Annotated in this window: 13 protein-coding genes, 1 tRNA gene and 1 pseudogene; 3 read left to right on the top strand and 12 right to left on the bottom strand. The window is 66.2% G+C overall.

Features of this window, described 5'->3' with window-relative positions; translation table 11 throughout:
• Positions 1-291 (bottom strand): YggT family protein, encoded by a 291-nt coding sequence (locus PKE85_RS07275; protein ID WP_271204137.1) that lies wholly within the window; start codon positions 289-291, stop codon positions 1-3.
• Positions 292-450: 159 nt separating this feature from the next.
• Between PKE85_RS07275 and PKE85_RS07270 the strand changes: the two genes are divergently transcribed.
• Positions 451-526: transfer RNA gene (locus tag PKE85_RS07270), tRNA-Ala, on the top strand.
• Positions 527-1,377: 851 nt separating this feature from the next.
• Here the strand turns inward: PKE85_RS07270 and PKE85_RS07265 are convergent.
• The 3 genes from PKE85_RS07265 to PKE85_RS07255 are packed head-to-tail and all read right to left on the bottom strand — an operon-like array spanning position 1,378 to position 7,044.
• Complete coding sequence (locus PKE85_RS07265) at positions 1,378-4,743, bottom strand: error-prone DNA polymerase (RefSeq protein WP_271204136.1); 3,366 nt, start codon at positions 4,741-4,743, stop codon at positions 1,378-1,380.
• On the bottom strand, positions 4,740-6,140 hold the full coding sequence (locus tag PKE85_RS07260) for a Y-family DNA polymerase (protein WP_271204135.1): 1,401 nt from the start codon (positions 6,138-6,140) through the stop codon (positions 4,740-4,742). The genes PKE85_RS07265 and PKE85_RS07260 overlap by 4 nt, the downstream gene beginning before the upstream one ends.
• A 43-nt stretch (positions 6,141-6,183) precedes the next feature.
• On the bottom strand, positions 6,184-7,044 hold the full coding sequence (locus tag PKE85_RS07255) for a hypothetical protein (RefSeq protein WP_271204134.1): 861 nt from the start codon (positions 7,042-7,044) through the stop codon (positions 6,184-6,186).
• A 558-nt stretch (positions 7,045-7,602) separates the two neighbouring features.
• Here PKE85_RS07255 and PKE85_RS07250 point away from each other — a divergent pair.
• On the top strand, positions 7,603-9,360 hold the full coding sequence (locus PKE85_RS07250; RefSeq protein WP_271204133.1) for a site-specific integrase: 1,758 nt from the start codon (positions 7,603-7,605) through the stop codon (positions 9,358-9,360).
• 46 nt (positions 9,361-9,406) lie between these two features.
• Here the strand turns inward: PKE85_RS07250 and PKE85_RS07245 are convergent, their stop codons facing one another.
• The 4 genes and pseudogenes from PKE85_RS07245 to PKE85_RS07230 form a co-directional block, all read right to left on the bottom strand.
• Positions 9,407-10,450, bottom strand: a complete 1,044-nt coding sequence (locus tag PKE85_RS07245; protein WP_271204132.1) for a hypothetical protein — start codon at positions 10,448-10,450, stop codon at positions 9,407-9,409.
• 136 nt (positions 10,451-10,586) lie between these two features.
• Positions 10,587-11,174: a recombinase family protein gene (locus PKE85_RS07240; protein WP_271204131.1), complete on the bottom strand. Its 588-nt coding sequence runs from the start codon at positions 11,172-11,174 to the stop codon at positions 10,587-10,589.
• A 422-nt stretch (positions 11,175-11,596) separates the two neighbouring features.
• A complete protein-coding gene (gene chrA, locus PKE85_RS07235; RefSeq protein WP_271204130.1) occupies positions 11,597-12,820 on the bottom strand; it encodes a chromate efflux transporter in 1,224 nt (407 codons plus the stop codon).
• 84 nt (positions 12,821-12,904) lie between these two features.
• Positions 12,905-13,150, bottom strand: a pseudogene (locus PKE85_RS07230) (arsenical resistance protein ArsH); the annotation flags it as partial.
• Positions 13,151-13,319: 169 nt separating this feature from the next.
• Here PKE85_RS07230 and PKE85_RS07225 point away from each other — a divergent pair.
• Positions 13,320-14,087 carry a recombinase family protein gene (locus PKE85_RS07225; RefSeq protein WP_271204129.1) on the top strand — a complete coding sequence of 256 codons (768 nt, stop codon included), beginning with the start codon at positions 13,320-13,322 and terminating at the stop codon, positions 14,085-14,087.
• 155 nt (positions 14,088-14,242) lie between these two features.
• Here PKE85_RS07225 and PKE85_RS07220 read toward each other — a convergent pair whose 3' ends face one another.
• Genes PKE85_RS07220 through PKE85_RS07205 form a run of 4 tightly spaced genes read right to left on the bottom strand, consistent with a single transcriptional unit; the run spans position 14,243 to position 21,991 of the window.
• Entirely contained in the window at positions 14,243-17,365 is a 3,123-nt protein-coding gene (locus PKE85_RS07220; protein ID WP_271204128.1) for a type I restriction endonuclease subunit R, read from the bottom strand.
• Positions 17,362-18,276 (bottom strand): GIY-YIG nuclease family protein, encoded by a 915-nt coding sequence (locus PKE85_RS07215; RefSeq protein WP_271204127.1) that lies wholly within the window; start codon positions 18,274-18,276, stop codon positions 17,362-17,364. The genes PKE85_RS07220 and PKE85_RS07215 overlap by 4 nt, the downstream gene beginning before the upstream one ends.
• Complete coding sequence (locus PKE85_RS07210) at positions 18,273-20,159, bottom strand: restriction endonuclease subunit S (RefSeq protein WP_271204126.1); 1,887 nt, start codon at positions 20,157-20,159, stop codon at positions 18,273-18,275. The genes PKE85_RS07215 and PKE85_RS07210 overlap by 4 nt, the downstream gene beginning before the upstream one ends.
• The gene (locus PKE85_RS07205) at positions 20,156-21,991 is read right to left on the bottom strand and encodes a type I restriction-modification system subunit M (RefSeq protein ID WP_271204125.1); all 1,836 of its coding nucleotides are present in this window, start codon (positions 21,989-21,991) and stop codon (positions 20,156-20,158) included. Before PKE85_RS07205 ends, PKE85_RS07210 begins: the two co-directional genes overlap by 4 nt.
• Between the last annotated feature and the right edge of the window lie 93 nt (positions 21,992-22,084).

Raw genomic sequence — 22,084 nt, 5'->3', positions numbered from 1 at the left:
TCAGAACACGTTAGGATAGAGATAGAGCACGATGACGCGCTCGATCAGGAAGATGATGAGCAGCAGCACCACCGGCGACAGGTCGATCCCGCCGAGATTCGGCATGACGTTGCGGATCGGCCGCAGCAGCGGCTCGGTGATGCGGTAGAGGAAGTCGCCGATGGCGGCCACCACGCCGTTGCGGGTGTTGACCACGTTGAACGCCACCAGCCAGGACAGGATCGCCGCCGCGATCAGCAGCCACGTGTAGAGCTGCAAAGCGAGCAGAACGACGTCGAGCAGCGCGCGCATGGGTGTCTGTCCTGGGAAGCGGGATCGGAAGCCGGCGGGCTTCGAGATGTAGCGACCGCCTCACGGCCGGGCAAGACCGCCGCGCTGCGGCGCCAAAACCGCCGCCGCCCGCTTGACACCGCCAGGCGCCCCCCGGTAAATGACGCGCCTTCGGGACGCGGGGCCGTAGCTCAGTTGGGAGAGCGCTGCAATCGCACTGCAGAGGTCAGGGGTTCGAATCCCCTCGGCTCCACCACGTCCCTTTTGCGCATTTTGAAGTCTCCTATCATTTTGAACGTCATTGATATTCTGACGGTTCGATAGCCTTCGTTCCGCGCGTAGGCGAGACGATCAGCAAACACGAGCCTGAGCACCGCGCGACGGTCTTCGAGGCGCTCGGAACGCCACAGCTTCCAAGGGTTTGCAAGGACGTCGCAGGCGGTTCGATACGTGTTGGCGAACGACGCGAGCGGCCGACCGCAGGAGGCGATCTTCTCCTTCGTGACGGCCTTCTGCGCCTCCCGTTCGCGCACGCGCTTCCCGTAAGTCGCGACGACGGAATCACCGCTCGCGTCAACGATGCGGTCGAGCAACTGATCAACCTTATGGTCGATGGCGCGCAGCTCGTCCTGAACCGCCGCGATCCGCTCCTTGCCGGATGTCAGCCGCGCATCCCGCAGATCGCGCAGAATCGCGAGCGCGGGACCGAACAGTCTTTGTGCAAGGACGAGGCTGGTCGCAGCGCTTCGAAGTCAGCTTCGATCCGCTCCTTGCGCACGGACTTCCGACACTCACGCCAGCCCTTGGCGCCGCAAAGGTGGCAGGCGTAGATCGGGCTGGGCCTTTCGACCGGCACGCGGCGAAGGCTCTGCCGCAAAAGGCGCAGATCATGAAACCGCGCAGCGGGCAATCCTCTCGCAAATCCTTGCGGACGGGCGCCTTCGCGCCGCCCGTCCGGCGATCCTGCGCGGCCTGCCATGTCTCCAGCGAGACGAACCGCTGAGATCGATCTTCATCGTCAGCGGCATGTCGAGCTTGCGCGAGGTGATCGGAATGGCGCTTGGCGTCGCCGACCGCGCCGCAAGTCTCGATCGGGCGTTCGCATCGTCAGTGAAAATCACGGGAACGCGGCAGGATGCGAACGTCGCGGGGATGACCTGAGGCGCCGGGCGGCGGGTGGGGCTGGGCGAACGCATCGGCGCGGGCGCGTTCGGCCATGACATCCGTCTCGTCCGACAGCCGGCGCAGTTCTGCCGAACGGTCCACGAGGCGGCTCGCCAGCAGATGGGCGACGCCCTCCGGACTTTTCTGCACGCGGCCTTCGACCAGCAGCAGGCGGGCCCCCATCACCTCGCGGCGAAAGCGCTCGAAGACGCGCGCCCAGATGACGACATTGACCACGCCGGTTTCGTCCTCCAGCGTGACGAAGATGGCGTTCCCCGCGCCGGGACGCTGGCGCACCAGCACCACCCCGGCGGTGCGGCAGACGGCGCCATCCCCACGTCCGATGGTTTCCGCGCAGGTCGCGATGCGGTCCCGGGCGAAGGCCGGCCGCAGGATCGCCATCGGATGCGCCTTCAGCGACAGGCGCATCGACTGGTAGTCCGCCGCCACATGCGCGGCCAGCGGCATGTCCGGCAGCGCCACCGCAGGTTCGTCCCCCAACTCACGGGCGGCGGCGGCGGCGAACAGCGGCAAGGGCCGGTCGTCCGGCAGACGGCGCACGGCCCAGAGCGCGGCGCGTCGGTCGAGGCCGAGGGAGCGGAACGCATCGGCCGCCGCCAGCAGCCGCAGCGCCCGTCCGGAAAGGCCGCTCCGGGCGGCGAGCGTCTCCATGTCGGGGAAGCCTTCGCCACGCGCCTCCGTCAGGCGCAGCGCATCGCTCTCCGCCAGTCCCGCCACCTGCCGGAGCCCGATCCGCAGGGCGAGCGCGTCGCCGTTCCGCTCCAGCGCGTTGTCGTAGGCGCTGGAGTTGACGTCGACCGCGCGCACCTCCACGCCGTGCTCCTGCGCGTCACGCACGATCTGGGCCGGGGCGTAGAAGCCCATGGGCTGGGAGTTGAGCAGCGCGCAGGCGAAGACCGCCGGGTGATGACGTTTGATCCATGAGGAGATGTAGACCAGCTTGGCGAAGGAGGCCGCGTGGCTTTCCGGGAAGCCGTAAGAGCCGAAGCCCTTGATCTGCTCGAAACAGCGCTGGGCGAAGGCCCGGTCGTAGCCGCGCGCCGCCATGCGCTCGACCATCAGCGTCTCGAAATTCTGGATCGTGCCCACGTTGCGGAAGGTCGCCATCGCGCGGCGCAACTGGTTCGCCTCCACGTCGGAAAACCTGGCCGCGACCATGGCGAGCCGCATGGCCTGCTCCTGGAACAGCGGCACGCCGAGCGTTCGGGCGAGCACCTGCCGAAGCTCGTCCGCGGGTCCGTGCTCGGGCGCCGGGGCGGGAAAGCGCACCTCCTCGAGTCCCATGCGCCGGCGGAGATAGGGATGCACCATGCCGCCCTGGATGGGGCCGGGCCGCACGATCGCCACCTGGACGACGAGATCGTAGAACGCCGCCGGCTTCAGCCGCGGAAGCATGTTCATCTGCGCGCGGCTCTCGACCTGGAACACGCCGATCGAATCCGCCCGCTGCAGCATGGCGTAGGTTTCGGGGTCGTCCTTCGGGATCGCGGCGAGATCGGGCCGCTGTCCCTCATGCTGCTGGATGAGGTCGAACGCCTTGCGGATGCAGGTCAGCATGCCGAGCGCGAGCACGTCGACCTTCATCAGGCCGAGTTCGTCGATGTCGTCCTTGTCCCATTCGATGAAGGTGCGGTCCGCCATCGCGGCGTTGCCGATCGGCACGGTCTCGTCGAGCCGGCCGCGGGTCAGCACGAAGCCGCCCACGTGCTGCGAAAGGTGGCGGGGAAACCCCAGCAGCCTTCGGGCGAGGCCGAGCGCGCGGCGGATGGCGGGGTTCGCCGGGTCGATCCCGGTCTGGCGGATGTGCTCGTCCCTGATTTCGGCGCCCCAGCTCCCCCACTGGGTCGAGGCGAGACGGGCGGTGACGTCCTCGGTCAGGCCCAGAGCCTTGCCCACCTCGCGCATGGCGCTGCGCGGCCGATAGCGGATGACGGCCGCGGCGATGCCCGCGCGGTGCCGTCCGTAGCGTTCGTAGATGTGCTGGATGATCTCCTCGCGCCGTTCATGCTCGAAATCCACGTCGATGTCCGGCGGCTCCCGCCGCTCCTCCGACAGGAAGCGGGCGAACAGCAGATCATGCTCCGCCGGGTCGACGGCGGTGATGCCGAGGGCGTAGCAGACGGCGGAGTTGGCCGCCGATCCGCGCCCCTGACAGAGGATGCCCCGGTCCTCGGCCGCCCGCACGATGTCGAGGATGGTCAGGAAGTAGCGGGCGTAATCGAGCTTCCTGATGAGCGCGAACTCGTCGCGCAGCAGCGCCGCGACCTTGGGCGGAACCCCGTCCGGGTAACGGATCGCGGCGCGGCGCCAGGTCTGCTCCTCAAGCCAGTCCTGCGGCTCCCATCCCGGCGGAACGGGTTCGTCCGGATAATCGTATTTCAGGTCGTCGAGCGTGAAGTCGATGCGCACGAGCAGATTCTGCGTCTCGGCGATCGCCTCGGGCGCCTCGCGGAACAGCCGCGCCATCTCCTCCGGGGATTTCAGGTGGCGCTCGGCGTTCGTCTCCAGCAGCCGGCCCGCGGTCTCGACCGTGCGGCCCTCGCGGATGCAGGTGAGGACGTCCTGAAGGTCGCGCGCGCCGGGCTCGTCATACAGCGCGTCGTTCACCGCGATGAGCGGAACGCCCGCGTTACGCGCGGTCGCCTGCAGCCGCGCCAGCCGTCGGCGATCGTCGCCGCGGCGGTGCATGGCGGCGGCGAGCCAGGTCGCGCCGGGGGCCGCTTCCGCGATTCCGGCCAGCGCCGGACCAAGGCCGTCGAGAGAGCGCCCCGGCACGACGATCAGCAGAAGGCTCCCGGCGTCCGCCAGAAGATCGTCGAGGCGGAGGACGCACGCGCCCTTGCCGGCGCGGAGATTGCCCCGCGTGAGCAGGCGGCAAAGCCGGCCCCAGCCCGCGCGGTCGACGGGATAGGCGATCACGTCCGGCGCGCCGTCCGCAAAGACCAGCCGCGCTCCCACCACAAGCCGGAACGCCTCCGCCCGCCGTTTCAGCTCCGCGCGCGAGAACGGCGCGTCGGGCGCCCAGGGCGCTTCGACCAAGACCACTTCGCCGGGCCCCGAGCCCTGCCGGGTCTTCTCCGGCGGCGGCGCGCCCTCGGCGCGCAACTGCTTCAGCGCGCTGTGGGCGCGCACCACGCCGGCCAGCGTGTTGCGGTCGGCGACGCCGATCCCGGTCTGGCCAAGCAGCAGGGCGGTCAGCACCATATGCTGGGGATGCGACGCGCCGTGCAGAAACGAGAAATTCGTCGACGCGGCGAGCTCCGCGTAAGCCGTGTTCGGAGCGCTCATGCGAACAGCCCGTGCAGATACCAGCGCGGCTCGGCGGTCTCGCGCCCGTAAAGCCCCTCCCGGAACACCCAGAACCGGCGGCCCTCCGCATCCTCGACCCGGTAGTAGTCGCGCGTCGGGGCATCGGGCGCCCGCCACCACTCCGGCGCGATGCGTTCCGGCCCTTCGGCGCGGGCGATTCTGTGCAGGACGCGCCGCCAGCGGAACCGCAGCGGCGGGCCGTCCGGCGTCTCCGCGATCGTGTCGATCGGCTGTGGACGGTCGAACAGACGCAGCGGCCTGAGCGGCGGCTCCCCGCTCTCCGAGACCGGCCAGAGCGCCGGCGCGGCGGCCGAAGCCGCCGGCACGAGACGCGAGGCGCGCGCGGGGTCGTTCGTGTCGGCGCTCTGGAAGCCGAGCACCCGCGCGGGGCCATAGCGCGCGACCAGCCGGTCGACGAGATCGGACACCTCGTCATGCGCCCTCTCGCCGCCGTCGAACCGCGGCTCGACCTCGGCCAGCGTCTCCGCGACCGGAACGACGAGCCGGACCAGGTCGAACCCGAAGCCTGGGTCGAGCGGATCTGTCAGCGTGTCGAGACGGGTCGCGAATAGGCGGAACACGGAGACCGGATCGCGCGACGGACGGCCGGTCCCGACGCTGACCCGGCGCACCGCGCCGTCGGCGCGAAAAAAGCCCGCCTCGAAGCTCCGCCCGCCAAGGCCTTGCGCCTCCAGCCGTGCTGCGGCTTCCGCGATGAGCGTCCGGAGCGCGTCCTCGACCGCGTCCGTATGGGCGATCGGTTCGGCGAAGCGCCGCTCGACGACGATCGCCGGACGTGGCCGCAGCGGGTCGATGCGCCGATCCTCCAGACCCAAGGTCCGCCGCAGCCGGGTGATCAGATCCTCGCCGAAACGGGCCGCGAGCGGACGGCTCGGCCTGTCCGCAAGGTCGGAGATCGTTTTCAATCCGGCGAGCGCAAGCGCGCGGCAGGCGTCGCCATCCAGTCCGAGCGCTGCGACCGGCAGGGGCCGGACGGCCGCCGCCTCTTCGCCCGGGGCGACGACCGCGGCCTGGCCGAAGCGCGCGAGCGCGCGCGCCGCGTCCGGCGTGCCGGCCAGCGAAGCGCGCACGGCGAAGCCGCCCCGGCGGAACCGCCCGACGATTTGCGCGCGCATGGCGCCCTCGCCGCGGAACAGATGGCTGCAGCCGGTCACGTCGAGGATCAGGCCGTGAGGCGGATCGAGCGCGACGGACGGCGTCCAGCGGTCGCAGGCCTCAGCCATACGGGCGAGCTGCGCCGCGTCCGCCGCGGGGTCGTGATCCGCGACCACCAGATTCGGCGTCCGCGCGCGGGCGTCGGCGAGGGTGACGCCCGGCGCAAGGCCAAGCGCCAGCGCGTCGCGGCTCGACGCCACGAGCCTGAGCGCGCCCTTCACCGGCTTTATGAGGGCGAAGGGCTCAGCCGGCGCGTCGCCACGCTCCGTCGCTGTCCGCCGCTCTCTGTCCGTAGGCAGGAACGGAAACCAGAGAGCGAGATAGCGGCGGGGCGATGAAGGATGCGCGGTCACGGTTCCACTCCAGTCGCCAGCTTCGGGCGGCGAGCCCGGCGCGGTGGCGCAGCAGGACGGCTTCGAATGCGGGTCCGCCGGGAGCGTCGGCCTCCAGCGGCGCGGATGCGGACGCGGCGACGCTCCAGCGGCTCGCTGCGGCGCTCGGAGCGGGGCTGGCGTTCAGCCGGATCATGACGACGGTGACGCCCGAGGCCCTGGCCGCAAGCGACAGGCGACGGCTCGCCCTCAGGTCCAGCGCCCCCGGCTCGCCCCACAGCTCGACCGCAGCGGCGCCCAGAGCCGCGCATCGGGCCGCCTCCTCCAACGCGCGGAGCGTCTCGACCGCGTTTCTTGTCCTGACGAGAACAACCCGTCCGGGATCAAGGCCGAAGGCCGCAAGACCGCCGCCATAGAGCTCGCCGGTCTCGACGTCGACGAGGTCCTGTCGAACCCATGCCAGCGCGCGCCCCCCAGCGGCCCTCGACGCGATCCCCAGTCCGAAGCCCGCCGCCGCTGCGGCGTCCCCTGCGCCCCGCGCATAGACCTCGTGCAGCGCGCCGCGCGCGAGACCCCCGCCAAGACCCGCGTCGAGTTCCGGCGCTCCAAGCTCGAACAGGCGCACGCCACGAAGCGCGCCGCCCTGCTCGCACCCTGCGATGGCGGCCCTCAACTCCCCCAATGTGGTTTCATGCGCCGCCATCTTCATGTTCCTATTTTGTTCTAAAATATCTCCGCTTGCACAAGAGTCAACGCGAGTCGTCGCGGACATGGGCCTCAGTGTTTCCGGCCGTCTCCGCGTGGGGCGCGCGGACCGGGCTCCAATGCGCGGGCGCTTCGCCAAACCCGCAGGCGACAGCTTCCGACCGCGGCCTTGCTCGTCGAGCGCGACGCGCCAATGCGGTGAGACGCGTTTGAGGGCGTATGCCGATCGTCTTCGTCGCGCCGCGCGCGTCGCCGAGACGCACGAAGGTCCGGACTCCATCCGGCTTCGTCGCGCTGCCCGCCAGCGTCAGGATCGACTCCATGCGCGGGCCGACCTGAGGCAGATGCTCCGGGCCGCGATCGTAGCGGGCACGCGGCCTTAGTCGACCGAGCGAGGCCCAGATCATGACGCCTGACAACGCGTTACGACCACGCGCGAACACGCAGGTAAAAAACCGTCACGCTTTAATATCTTAGGAGAAAGCTGGCTGGGGGACCTGGATTATAATCTATACGGGACGAAATCCTTGAAACCCGAGAGAAAGAGCGTCGTCTCTATCTTGATCTGCGGTTTTTGCTGCCATAAAGTGCTGCCATCAACGTGTTGTGGAGTCGCGCTGTGCCCGTGTCGACCCTCCCTGCCGGTCTCGTGAACCGCAATGGCCACTACTACCTCCGGATCGTGATCCCGAAGGAGCTGCGCCACCTCTATCCCTCGAGCGGCAAGCTGCCGAAGGAGAGGATCTGGGTGTCGCTGAACACCACCGACCTACGCGCGGCGAAGATCGCGATGAAGCCGGCTGGAGCGCGCTACGACAGGATTTTCAAGGCCCAGCTGGAAGGGCTTCCTGCTCGTGTCGCACTGACCGAGGACGACCTCCATGAGGCCGCGCTAGGTGCCTACAACGAGAGGATCGCTCTCGACACGTGGTTGCGGATGGGGGTCGTAACAGATGCCGATCGAGCTGCGATGTGGGCGTTCCTCCGCCGTGAGCACGACGAGGACGAGGCTCACGGCATCATGCTGGAGGCCGAGCGGGAGGTCGCCTATCACGCCACCGTGCGCGCCGAGCTGAACGCGGCGATGCGTGCCGAGGCGGGGCGCTTCGGCGAAAGCACGGTTCGGGAGGACGTCGAGAACTTTATCCGCGAGAAGCATCTGGACGCCAAACCGGGAACTGTCGCCCGGAAGAAGATCGCGAGCGCCGTCCAGCGTGGCATGATCGAGGCCTTTCGGCGCGGCGACGAACTTGATGACGGCGACTTCACGGGCGCGGTCAAGGACCCGCTGGTCTCGGCGCCGCGGACGCCGCGGGCCAAGCCGGGCGAGGGGATCCTCGAGGTCTTCGACAAGTTCGAGAAGCACAACCCCGAGAACTGCAACGCCGACACGCTGGCGCAGTCGAAATACGCGTTCCGACTCTTCGCTTCGACGCTGCCGGACCGGGCGACGATCGACGCCATCACCAAGGCCAGCGTGCGGGATTGGGTGGATCTGTGCCGTGAGTATCCTCGGCGGGCCTCCGACACGAAGGCCTTCAAGGGGTTGAAGTCGATGGAGGACGTCATTGAGGCCAACCGGAACCTCGAGGAGGACTTGAAGCCGTTCGTGTCCGCGAAGACCATCAATCGCTGGCTGAGCGCCGTAGGGGCGTTCTGCAAGTGGGCGATCAATCAAGGGCACCTCGACCGGGAGGTGAACCCGTGTCACGGCCTATATCTCAACGTCGAGGAACGCCCGCCGGAGACGTTCACGCCGGAGCAGCTCCAGACCATCTTCTCCTCGGACATGTTCGCCGGCGACGTGACGCGGGACCACTGGTTCTGGACGTCGCTCGTCCAGATGTTCACGGGCATGCGCCAGGGCGAAGTCGCCCAGCTACTCGTCAAGGATGTGTTCGAGCAGCACGACCGCCACACGATCTTCGTGACAAAGCGTGGGGGCGGCGGGAAGTCGCTCAAGACGGTGTCGAGCGAGCGGGTGGTCGTGGTTCATCCCGAACTCGTGCGACTGGGCTTCATCCGCCACGTCGAGGCGATGAAGGCCGCGGGTGCCGAGAGGTTGTTCCCGGCTGCGGCGAAGAACTCGCGCGGCCAGTGGATCGCGGACTACAGCCGCGAGTTCTCGCGCCATCTTGCGCGCATCGGCGTGAAGGACGGGCCCGGGCTGTCGTCGCACTCGTTCCGGCACACCGCGATCGACGCGATGCGAGGCGGTGGATACCTCGACGAGGAGATCGCGCCGATCGTCGGCCACGCGATGACGAAGCTCCAGACGTCTGGCTATGGAAAGGTGCCCGAGGATCGCGTCCGCCGTGACGCGCCGGTGATCGACTCCATCACCTACGGCGATCTCGACCTGTCGCATCTCCGGGTCGGCTAGGTGGCGCTTACGGCGTCGTCCTCGCGCGTCGCTGGCACCGCGTTGGTCAGGCTGCTTTCGGCCAGGCGGCCTGAAAGCTCCAGAGGACCGGGTCCGGACTTAGAAGCGCCCGGGCGCCGTCGCCGGTGATGTAGATCTCGTTCTTCCCAATGATCCGCCGGTCATCGACCCGGATCTGATGTGGGTTGTCCTCGTGAGTTCCCCACGCATCAATCCGCTTCAGGTTGTCGGCCGCGAAGAAGTTCCGCATGTCCTTGATCATGGCGAGGACCTTGCCGAACTCACGTTCGGCTTCCTTGATGAAGACCACGGCGGTGTGCCGCTCCTTTTCATCGAGGCCCTCGATCATCGCAAGAACCGCGTCGTCGTCGTCGCAGAGCAGGGGCTTCAGGCGCTCGTATGCAGCATCGACCCTCCGAACCGGGTCGAAGTCGCGCTGGACCGCGGTGACCCCGTGTAGGGGCCCGAAGGTGATCGTCCGCGTGTGTCCTGCGGCGCCGCCGAACCCCGAAGGGCCAACGGCTTGGAGTTGTCCCCAGACCTTCTCCGCGACAGACAACTGGGCACCGGTCTTTGCTACATGACGTAGCTCTCGATGGACTGATCCGGCCTTCGACCTGAAATGGCGGAACAAGTCGCGCGCGGCGATCGCGACGGGGCGGAAGTCTTCGAGCACGGCGACCATGTCCTGCACCAGCAGTAGGTGGTCGAGGAGGAAGTCCGTCTCCTCCTTCTCTCGCCGCCTCCGCTGCCACTCGCTCTCGGCGTCTTGCGAGTTCTCCTTGTTGGCGCAGTCATGCCCGATGAGCGCCACGCATTCGAGCCTCGGGAACCAGCAGAGGCGGCCTTCGAGGAACTTGTTCGGGACGCACATCGGACACGGTGCGTAGTCGCGGTTGGGGCGCCGGCTCTGCGGGACGTTGACCTTCGCCAAGATGACGAACTTCTCGTCCTTCGAGATCCTCCCGTGGAAGAGGTCCGCCAGCGTCTCAGGCTCTCCAGTCGCCTTTACGTGAGCCTCAACCTTCCGCACGAGATCATCGTGCGGAAGCGTCGAGAACCGAGCGAACGCGTCGTCCTGCTGCGGCATGTGGCCTCCACGCGAACGAAACGGGAAAGTGCCGCTTCGTTCTCATCGAACCAACTATGACGCGAAATATGCAACCCAATATGTTGGGTGGAAAGCGTGTCGACACACCAGATGTGCTCTATCCCCAGAAATCACATCATCCGACGTTCTGGGTTTGTATGGCGGGGCCGGTCTGCCGCCGCAACGCACGCGACAAGGTCGAGGGCGACACGTTGAAGATGCGGGAGACCTCCTGCCAGCTCTTGCCCTCGTCGAGCATCCCGCGCGCCACCGCCACCGTGTCCGGCCTCATCGATTGGGGGTGCCCCACATGCCGCCCGTCGCGCTTGGCCGCCGCCATGCCGGCGGTGACGCGCTCGCGGATCGTCTCACGCTCGAACTCGGCAAGAGCACCCAGAACGTGGAGCAGCATACGTCCCGTGGCTGTGCCTGTATCGATCGCCTCGTTCACGCTCTTGAGGTGGGCTCCCTGCTTCTGGATCTCCTCGACGGTGTCGATCAACTGACGCATCGAGCGCCCGAGCCGGTCGAGACGCCACACGACCAGCGTGTCGCCCTGCTGCAAAGCGTTCAGGGCGTCTCTGAGCCCCGGTCGCTTCGGATTGGCGCCCGACGTCACGTCGTGAAAGATCGCGTCCACGCTCATCTTCTCGAGGTCGTGCTTCTGGAGCGCGAGATCCTGCTCGGAGGTAGACACGCGCATGTAGCCAACGAGGCGCCCCATTTTGAAATGACCCTTCTGCAAATCGTAAGACGCTGATCTAACACGTCCCGATTTTTAATTGCGGAAGGTATTCCTTTTGACATTGGTAGGAGAGGGCCGGACCAACGACGTGGCGGTCGAAGTCCTAGAAGAAGTCAACATGCTTGAAGGGGTTCGAGTATGGGTTCTGTCGCCCCGGAGTTCATCCTTGGATCTTGTCGTCGACCATTCTGGTATGTGCCGAGTGTAGGTCGAGTATCATGCGAGTATCATCGAAAACGGTGTTTTTCGAGAAGCGACCGCCAGCGCGTCGGGTCGGATCTGCTGATCTTCTTGGGCAAAAATAGTTCTCGCTCGCCCGCGATACTTTCCCGGGTGCGGAACTTCGCTCTCTCTGAGTCGCCTATGTCACGCATCCTTGGGGAGGCGCATCAGGATGGGCGTCAACCTAGCGCCAACGACAGCGAGACGGTCGCTGCGACGATCCCCACGACTACCGTCCAGGGCGCGGCCCGCCAAGCGACGAGCGCTGCGAAGCCAGCCGCCGCGATCAGGAAGTCCCTCGGCGACAGCACAGCGCTTATCCAGACGGGGTCGTATAGCGCTGCAGCGAGAACGCCCACGACCGCAGCGTTTGCGCCTCTGAGCGCGGCCCGCGCGGTCGGGCGCTCCCGGATGGCGCCCCAGAAAGGCAGCGCAGCGACGAGCACGAGGAGCCCAGGCAGGAACACTGCAACGAGCGCGATCGTCGCACCGACGACGCCGTTCGGCTCAGGGCCCATCGCAGCTCCGAGGAAGGCCGCGAAGGTGAATAGCGGGCCGGGCATCGCCTGCGCGGCGCCATAGCCTGTCAGGAAAGTGCTGGCGTCGATCCATCCCGGCGGAACCGTCTCGGCCTGTAGGAGCGGAAGGACGACGTGACCGCCGCCGAAGACCAGCGCCCCGGATCGGTAGAAGGAGTCGAAGAGCGCCATCGAATGCGCGTCCGTCGAGGCGCGCAAAAGCGGTAGACCGAACATCAGCACGACGAACGCGATCGCGCACGCGATCCCGAGGCCGCGGCCTATACCGAACGAAGGTGAAGACCCTATGGGCGCCGCGGCGGCTTCGTCCCGCAACATCAGCCCCACCACTGCGCCGATGGCGATGGCGGCGAGCTGGCCCCAAGGCCCGCCGAAGACGATCGCCGCGATGGCGACCACAGCGATGGTCGCGGTCGTCCGATCCGGAAGCAGCGACCGCGCCATACCGAGGACTGCCTGTGCGACGATCGCGACAGCAACCAGCTTCAGGCCGTGGGCGACTGCCGATCCGAGCGGACCGGAGAATGCCTCGGCTCCATATGCGATGGCGACCATCAGGGCCGCGGAGGGCAGCGTGAAGGCGGCCCATGCCGCGAACGCCCCGAGGGCGCCGGCACGCATCATGCCGAGCGCGAAGCCGACCTGACTCGAGGCGGGCCCCGGTAGGAACTGGCAGAGCGCGACGATGTCGGCATATCCGGCATCATCGATCCAGCGGCGTCTGACGACCAGCTCGTCGCGGAAGTATCCCAAATGCGCGATCGGCCCACCGAACGAGGTAAGGCCGAGCTTCAAGAACACGCACGCGACCTCGGAAACCGACCCTCGGCTACCAGTCCGCTCGACAACACTCGTCTGACTCATGCCGCCCCCCCGACGCCTGCCCCATCATGGCGACGAACGAGCGCTTCCTGCCAGCTTCTAGGCTGCACGCAATACAAGCACGCGTCAGTCCGCGCGCTTGAGGTCGACGCGCTCGGTCGGCGCCGCGACGCTCTTCCTCCGCGTGCTGTAGCGGTCGGTCAGGTAGTAGGAGACGTCGCGCGTGAGCGGCGTGAACTTCGTCAGCTCCTCCATCCCGTCGACCACGGGCTCATAGTAGGGCGACGGCTTCATCTGGCCGCCATCGTCGATCTCCCTAAGGACCTTCGCGACCGAGGACTGGTTGGGGATCGTCAGCATCCGCATCCGCCGAAAACGTGCGTCAGTGCGAGCACGCGGTCATATGTCGAGCAGTTGGCGAGATGCGCACAACTAAACCCCAATTAGCATTGCACACAATGCGTCGGCGATGTTATCATAGCTAACAGGGGTCATTTAGAACTGATCACATCACACCCTAAGAGGAGCAACAGGTAGACATATGCAGCGGGTGATCGCTTACACGAGGGTTTCGACACAGGCACAGGCCGACAGCGGGTTCGGACTGCGGGCTCAGAAGGAGGCGATCGACGCGTTCGCTAAGGCTTCGGGCTACAGGATCGTCCAGCGGTTCGAGGACGCCGGGATCTCGGCCATGGGCGAGGACAGCGACCAGAAGCGGCCGGAGTTCCGGAAGGCGATCGAGCTCTCGAAGACGAAGGGCTACCCGGTGCTCGTGTCGAATCTCGACCGGGCCTCGCGCCACGCGGAGACCATCGCCAAGTTGGCCCGCTTCACGGGCCGCCCCATCATCGACGTCTCGCTCGGTGAGGATGCGGACCCGGTCGTGGTGCAGACCCAGGCGCGTAGGGCCCAGTTCGAGGGCGAGGAGATCGGCCGGCTGACCAAGGAGGCGCTCGCCCGCAAGAAGGCCGAGGGCGTCGTCCTGGGCAATCCGAAGATCTCCGAGGCGCAGAAGATCGGCGCCGCGGCTACTGCGCGCAAGGCCGACGGCCGGGCCGAGGAATTGGTGCCGCTGGTCGAGGAGGCGCGGTCGCAGAACATCACCGCGGTCTCGAAGATCGCGGACTTCCTCAATGCGCGCGGGCATCGCCCGGCTCGCGGTGACAGCTGGACAGCTGCGGCCTTGCGTCGGCCTCTGGCGCGGGTGGACGAGATCATAGCCGCGCGCGAGGAAGACCGCCGGCGCCAGGAGGTGGCGCTGACGCTTGAAGAAAACCTGAAAAACCCGAACTGGGGCATGTGGTGACGCTCAGCCGGTGAGCTGCACGCACCGAGGCAGGCGCCAGCGCGCTCAGGCCGCCGCTGGCCGCAATCTCGACATCGAGGGCCCACCCTACAGCTCCCGGTCGCGCCGGCTGCTGGTGAGTCTGTGAGCGAGTCGCAGCACCGAGCAGCAGACGATCATGCGCCCGCGGTCATTTGGTCAGCACGAGCGCGCAACGCCTCGTAAAGCTGCGCCGGTCCCAACAGCACGTCCTTCAGCCCTTCGCGCACCTTCGATGAGTCGAGGGCCTGCTTGCTGAGCGACGAGTGCGCCTCGAAGGCGTCGATGATGGCGTTCATCAACTCGGCCGTCAGGGTCGGCGAGTTGTCGAACTGGGCCTTGGTGTTATTGGCCGCCTGCGTCACCAGGATCTCGGACTCGAGCATCTTTTCCCGCAGCGTCGTCACGTAGCTCAGTTGGTCGCCGTCGGTGGTGTCGCCGCCGAAAAGGTCGTTCACCTTCGCGATGATCTCGGCGAGGAGCGCCTTCTCCTTTTCCTGCACGGAGCCCGACCCCATCCCCGTCATGGGCGTCAGTTTGGTCTCGTCGCGTCCTGAAACGTCTAGGCGGCGCTCGCCCTCGTTCTTGAGGTTGTGGTGGGTCAGCGTCACCTTCGAGAGGTCGACGCCTTCACGCTCGCGGCCGAACTCGAGGAGCGGCACGAGGCGCTTGTAGAACAGGAAGCGCTTCTCGACGGCCGTGTTCGCGTAATCGAAAATCTGGGACAGGAAGCTGTAGGCGCTCTGGTAGGCGACCATGTCGGCTCTGAACAGCAGGAGCGCGTCGAGCTCGTCCTTGGCCTCGCCGGCGCCGACGACGTCCTCCTGCTCGGTGGCGCGCAGCAGACGTTCTTGCGCGGCCTTGAAGCGTTTGAGAAGGCGATCCGCCACCGGCTCGATCGCTGCGATCAGGTCGCCTTGCTTGGACTTCGGGTTCATCTCGACGGCGGCGACACGGTCCACCTCGAACTCGTCATAGTGACCGCTGGCGTCGAGCTTGGCCTTGAGGTCGAGGACGATGTTCGGATCCGTGACGCCTTCGAGTTCCGCCGTGTCGTAGTAGGTGCGGAAGGCGTTCAGGATCTCCTCGGACGAGTTCACGAAGTCGAGGACGTAGGTGGTGTCCTTGCCGGGATGGGCGCGGTTGAGGCGCGAGAGGGTCTGGACCGCCTGTATCCCTGCAAGCCGCCGATCGACATACATCCCGCAGAGCAGGGGCTGATCGAACCCGGTCTGGAACTTGTTGGCGACCAGCAACAGGTGGAAGTCGGCGCCGGCGAAGGCCTCGCGGATGTCCCGTCCCTTGAGGCCGGGGTTCAGCGTCGCGCTCGCCTCCGTGAACGGCTCTCCGCTCGACTCCGGGTCGTTCACCTCGCCCGAGAACGCCGCTAGAGTGCCGAGCCCGTAGCCATTCGATTTTATGTAGCTGTCGATCGCCAGCTTCCACCGCACTGCCTCGACCCGGCTTCCGAGCACGACCATCGCCTTCGCCTTACCCTCGAGCAGCGGCTGGACGTTCTCGCGGTAGTGCTCGACGACGATCTCGACCTTCTTGGCGATGTTGTAGGGGTGGAGCCGCACCCAGCGCATGATGCCCTTTAGCGCAGCGCCGCGCTCGACCTCCTGCTGCTCCCAGTCCTGCCCGTCGTTCGCTAGCCGGAAGGCCAGCTTGTAGGGCGTGTAGTTCTTCAGCACGTCGAGGATGAAGCCCTCCTCGATGGCCTGGCGCATCGAGTAGACGTGGAACGCCGCCGGCAGGTTCGCGGGTCCGGGCGGCTGGTCTGGATTCGGCCGACGCCCGAACAGCTCGAGCGTCTTGGCCTTGGGGGTCGCGGTGAAGGCGACGTAGGTCACGCCGGTCTCGCCGGCTCGCGCGGCCATTTGGGCGGCGAGGATGTCCTCGGCGCTCATTTCGCCGCCGTCCTGCAGGTCGGCGATCTCCTGCGGCGACAGCAGCTGCTTGAGCTTCTTCGCGGCCTCGCCGGTCTGGGAGCTGTGCGCCTCGTCGGCGATCACGGCAAACCGCTTGCCCTCCGTGGCCGCGAGCTCCCGCACGGCGTCGAGCGCGAAAGGAAAGGTCTGGATCGTGCAGACTATGATCTTCTTGCCCTGCGCCAGCGCCTCGGCGAGCTGGCCGCTTTTGGCGCCGCCCTCGCTGCGGATTGTCGCCACGACGCCGGTGGTGCGCTCGAAGCCGAACAGCGCGTCCTGCAGCTGGGAGTCGATGACGTTGCGGTCGGAGACGACGATCACCGTAGAGAACAGCTTCCTGTCTGCCTCGTCGTGCAGGTCGGCGAGGAAGTGCGCGGCCCACGCGATCGAGTTCGTCTTGCCGGAGCCGGCCGAGTGTTGGATCAGGTATTTGCCGCCCGGTCCTTCTGCGCGCACCGCCGCCGCAAGCTTGCGGGTCGCGTCGAGCTGGTGATAGCGCGGAAAGATCAGACCTGTGATCGCGTTCTTGGCGTTCCGCTGGGCGACGAGATAGCGGCCGACGATCTCGAGCCAGCTCTCGCGCTCAAGCACCTCCTCCCAAAGATAGGCGGTCCGGTGACCGTGCGGGTTGGTCGGATTGCCGGCGCCGCCATGGTCGCCCTTGTTGAACGGCAGGAACCGCGTCGCCGGGCCGGCGAGCTTGGTCGTCATGTGCACTTCGCTGTTGCTCACCGCGAAGTGCACCAGCGCGCCGCCGGGGAACGACAGTAGGGGCTCGCGCGCCTGTCCCTTTGGCTGCGGCAGCCGGTCGAAGCGATACTGGTCGATGGCGTCGGAGATCGACTGGGTGAAGTCGGTCTTGAGCTCGAGGGTCGCGACCGGAACGCCGTTCAGGAACAGCGCGACGTCGATCGAGTTCTCGTTCGCCGCGGAGTAGCGGAGCTGCCGGACGACGCGCAGACGGTTCGCGTGATAGGCCGCGATGATGTCGGGGTTCGTTCCGAAGGCGGGGCGGAACTGCGCGAGCTCGATACGACCCTTCACGCCCACCATGTCGACGCCGTGACGGATGACGTCGAGAGCGCCGCGATCCTCGATCTGCTTGCGGACGCGGTCCAGCAGCGCCGCCGCGGCGCCAGCGCCGTGGCTGCGGCCGAGAGCCTCCCACGCCTTCGGCTGGGTCTGCTGCACCCATGCGACGAGATCGGCCGGGAACAGCGCCCGCTGGCGGTCGTAATGCGCGGCGGCGCCCGGCTCGTAGATCCAGCCATGCGCCGCGAGGTGCGTGCAGATCTCTTCCTCGAAGCTAATCTCCTTGTGCAGGCTCATCGGGGCGCGTCCGCCTCGCCAAGTTGCTGCGCTTCCCACTCCTTGTAGGTCAGGTCGGCGCCCTCCAACCGCCAAGAGGTCAGGCCGTTGGAGTTGCGGCCCTTGATGACCGCCGCCGCGGCGCTCGGGCTCTTGAACGCGTAGTTCTGGGCGAACACGCAGTGCTCTCCTTCAGGGACCAGCACGCCGGCGCGAACAAGCTCGTTGTGGAGCTTTTCGTAGGAACTGTTGGGCTGCCCCGTCCAGCGTATGCGCGCCCGTGATCCACTTTCTACGACCAACTCACCGTCGAGATAGACGGCGGTCGCCGTGATGCCGTGCTTCTTAAGGTCGAGGGTGAAACGCACGGCTTCCGGCTTGTGATCTGCCGCGGGCGCCGATCTCGGCTTAGCCGGAGGACGGGCGCTCTGCACGAACAGGTCGACCCGAACGGCAGGGAGGACCATCAGGAGGTTCTCAAGGAACGCCTCCATCTTGGCGATATCGGCCTCCGAGAGACTGGGCCGAGCAGGCTGCGGGCCGTTCTCGAGCGGCGTGCGGCCGATGCGGCGGGCCACCTCTATCAGCCGCGACTCGAGATACTTCGCGTGCGCCTTGTTCAGACGGTTCGCGGTCGCCGTGACCAAAACGGCCGTCGTCCACCAGTCGCGCTTGACGTCGTGGCTCCGAATGCGGCTGCTGATGTCCTCGCCTTCCCCCACATAGGCGAGCGGCTGGCCTTCCTCCGTCTCGCCAAGCAGCAGGTAGACGCCGGTATATGCCGCCTCGGTGCGCCCAAGCGCCGCCTGGATCTGGGTGCGCGGCGCCGTGAGCACGTGCCCCGTCCAGTTGAACATCTCCGCCGTGACCATGCCGTCCGGCCGACCATCGACGTAGTAGAGCTCCAGCGACTGGCCGACTGTCTGGCTCATGCGAACAGCCTGCCGGTGGTGGTCTTCGGACCTGCGCCTGTCGGCACGAGGCCATGGCGGCGCATCCAGTCGAGCCAGATCTGCAGGTCGTTGATGGTGAACTTCTCGGCCTTCTCAGGGTGCCACTCGGACAGGACGGCGAGCTTGATCTCCATGTCCGCAGGCGTGTCGCCGTCGATCAGCGCATCGTTCCACACGGCGTAGAGCGTCGCGACCGCCTCAGCGCCCTTGGTCCCGATCGTGCCGATGTCTTCGATCAGCTTGTCGAACTTGGCGGCGCGATCTCCGAGCAGCGCAGCGAGTTCCTGTCGGCGGGTGCCGCGTCGATCTCCGAGTCGGTAGGTGACGGCGGAGCCAACGCCGTCGGGCTGCTCAACACGAACGCCAGCGAGCGCGCCTGCCTCTCGCTCCATGTCGCGGATCATCTCGCGATCGAGAGGGCCTGCTGCTTCACGAAGATAGGCGCCCTCGACCTCGGAAACTCCGGCATGGGCTTCCGCGAGGTAGACGATCTTCTGCAGCTTCACGCGGCCGAAGGTCGCCTGATGCGCCGAACGCTCGATGATCTCGGTGGCGATCAGCCCGCGGGCGCGAGCGCGATCGACGGGGAGCGGCAGCACGTTGGCGGTGCCGCGCACGTCGATCTTGCCGGTCACGGCAAGCGATATGAGCGTCGATCTCCGCTCGGTTAACAGCAGGATCGCACGCTGCGCTTCTGCCAACAGCGGATCAGAAGCGTTCCTGCAGCCATCAATTGCAGCTTCAATCTGCTCACGTTCGTCCACTGATGGTGGAACCGCAACGCGAAGGTTAGCCAAGGCGTCCGCTGTAAGTTTCGGCTGGGCGGATCCGGTGATTACTGACGTCAAATTGATCGCCTCAATCCGTTCCGCCCAAAATAAATTTCTCCCGTCCTGAGGCTTCAGAATATGCGCGTGATTGTTGACCCAATAACGTCCAGTTGCAACAAACGCTATCGGTGTTGACCTAGTAACAAGGTTGGCGCCGTCCTCTGAAACGAGCACAAGGTCCTCATCAAAGATGTGCTCATCGATGTAATCGATAATTCCCGATGCTCCATAGTAAGGAACGGACCCGGTTCGATGACCGCGCTCCTCAGAACTAAGGGGAATGCGCCGGCCATCGAAGTTTTTAACGTATCGTTTTAGTGGGCCGACCTCCCAATGCGCCGGCACCTCGCCGAGCCACTCGACGCCGCTGTCCTTCATCGGGGCGTTGGGGTTCAAGCCCTTGGTGACGGCGTCGGAGATGACGGCCTGCCGCTTCTCCTTCAGCAGCGCAATCAGCCGCCGCTGCTCTTCCACCAGCGCGTCGATCTTGGCCGTCTCGCGGTCGAGGAAGGCGGCGATGACCGCCTGCTCTTCGAGCGGTGGCAAGGGCAGTCCGACTATTCCGAACTGGTCGTAGCTAATATTTTTACCGTCGCGGATGCCGTCGGTAACGCTCTGAAGGGCGCCGATATAAGGCTTGCATTTGAGAGCATACGCAAAGAAGCTCGAGTGTATCGGAATTCTAGATTTCAAAACAGTATACGCCGGGCTAACGCATCCACTGTATTTTGATCTTTCTATTCCTCCCTGAAAGCTCCGAAGACTGATAACAAAGTCATCTTCATCGACATGCTTAAAATTGTCGATGCCCTCGAGGGCGAGGACGACTTTCTGGTCGTCTAACCGCATCAACAAAGTTTGCGGCAAGACGCCATACTTCTGCGACGCAGACAGCTGCTCGTCTTCGTCTGCGCGAGGCATTCGCGTTTGGCGGAAAATGCGACGTCCGGGATATGCCTGCCAAGAAACTGGTAGCTCTCCGAGCCATTCGATGCCGCTGTGCTTGTAGTGGCAGTAGGGTGGGAAGCTCACGCCGCCAGCCCCTCGAGCATCGCCTTGATGCGCGTCGTCACCGCCTCGAGATCGGCATCAATCTCGGCAAGCGGCCGCGGCGGCTCGAACACGTAGAAGTGCCGCGTGAAGGGGATCTCGTAGCCCGTCCTCGTCTTCTCTTGGTCAATCCAGGCGTCGCCCGCGTGCGGCAGCACCTCGCGCTCGAAGTAGGTTTCGACGTCCTCGTCGAGCGGCACGTTCTCGGTATCGCGCAGGCTCGAGTCCGCCTGCGGCTTACCCTTCGCCTTGCCGCGCTGGCCGAGCACCGGTTTGCCAGCCTCATCGAGCAGTGGCCGCTCGACCGTGATGGTGCGATAGCCGAAGGCGCTGTTCGGGAAGATGCGGGAGATAGGCGCAAGCTTGACCTTGCCGCCATCGGGCGCCGCAGGTTCGGCCGCGCCCTCGAGCAAGACCTCACGGCCGACCTCCTTGCCCTCGGCGTCGAATAGCGTCGCGAGCCGCGCCTCGACGAACCCGCCAAACAGCCGCGTCACGGTGTCAATCTGCTCGGCCGACATCTCCTTGCGCTTCGAGCCGAGCGACTTGCGCATTTTGCGCCAAAAGGTGCTGGCGTCGATCAGCTGGACCTTGCCGCGGCGTCCTTCAGGCTTCTTGTTGCTGAGGATCCAGACATAGGTGGAGATGCCGGTGTTGTAGAACATGTCGGTCGGCAGAGCGACGATCGCCTCGACCAGATCGTTCTCGAGCACGTAGCGACGGATCTCGCTCTCGCCGCTGCCGGCGCCGCCCGTGAACAGCGGTGAGCCGTTGAGCACGATGCCGAAGCGACAGCCGCCTTCCTCGCGCAGGCGCATCTTCGACAGGAGGTGCATGAGGAACAGCAGCGAGCCGTCCGACACGCGCGGCAGGCCGGGTCCGAAGCGCCCTTCGAAGCCGCGCTGCTCGTGCTCGGCGCGGACCTGCTTCTCGACCTTCTTCCATTCGACGCCGAAGGGCGGGTTCGAGAGCATGTAGTCGAACCGGCGCCCGTGGTGGCCATCTTCCGACAGGGTGTTGCCCGGCGCGATGTTGGCGATGTCCTGCCCCTTGATGAGCATGTCCGCCTTGCAGATCGCATAGGACTCCGGGTTCAGCTCCTGGCCGAACATGGTCAGATGGCCCTGCGGATTGTGCTCGGCGAGATACTCGCCCGCGATCGACAGCATGCCGCCGGTGCCAGCGGTGGGGTCGTAGATAGTGCGCACGACGCCCGGCCTGGTCAGCGCCTCGTCGTCCTCTACGAACAGCAGGTTAACCATGAGCCGGATCACCTCGCGCGGCGTGAAATGGTCGCCAGCCGTTTCATTCGAGACCTCCGCGAACTTGCGGATCAGTTCCTCGAAGGCGACGCCCATCGCGGCGTTGTCGACCTTGTCGGGGTGAAGGTCGACGCGCGTGAACTTCTCCGTCACCTGATAGAGCAGCCCGGTTTTGGCGAGCCGGTCGATCTGGGTGTGGAAGTCGAACTGCTCGAAGATGTCGCGCACCGCCGGCGAGAAGCCCTCGACGTAGCGGCTGAGATTGGCGCGGATGTTGTCCTGATCGCCCATCAGCTTGGGCAGGTCGAGCGGATCGGCGTTGTAGAAGCCGGCCTTAGCGGCGCGCAGCAGGAACGGCTCGGGGTTGACGCCGAGCGCGATCTTCGCCTTGTGCTCGGCCAGCACCGCGGCTTTGGTGGGCTCGAGCACGCAGTCGAGGCGCCGCAGAACCGTGAACGGCAGAATCACTCGGCCGTATTCAGACTGCTTGTAGTCGCCGCGGAGAAGGTCCGCGACCGACCAGATGAACGACGCCAGCGCTTGATGATTCATGCTTCACCCGTCGCCCCGGCGGCCCGAGGAACGGCCGTGGAGCGTCTTACCCCGATCAAAAAATCTACGATGGCCGCCAGCCAACGCGGCGAC

It is taken from the genome of Methylopila jiangsuensis, assembly GCF_027922305.1.
Classification (GTDB): Bacteria; Pseudomonadota; Alphaproteobacteria; order Rhizobiales; family Methylopilaceae; genus Methylopila; species Methylopila jiangsuensis.
This window is presented reverse-complemented; position numbering and strand designations above follow the sequence as displayed.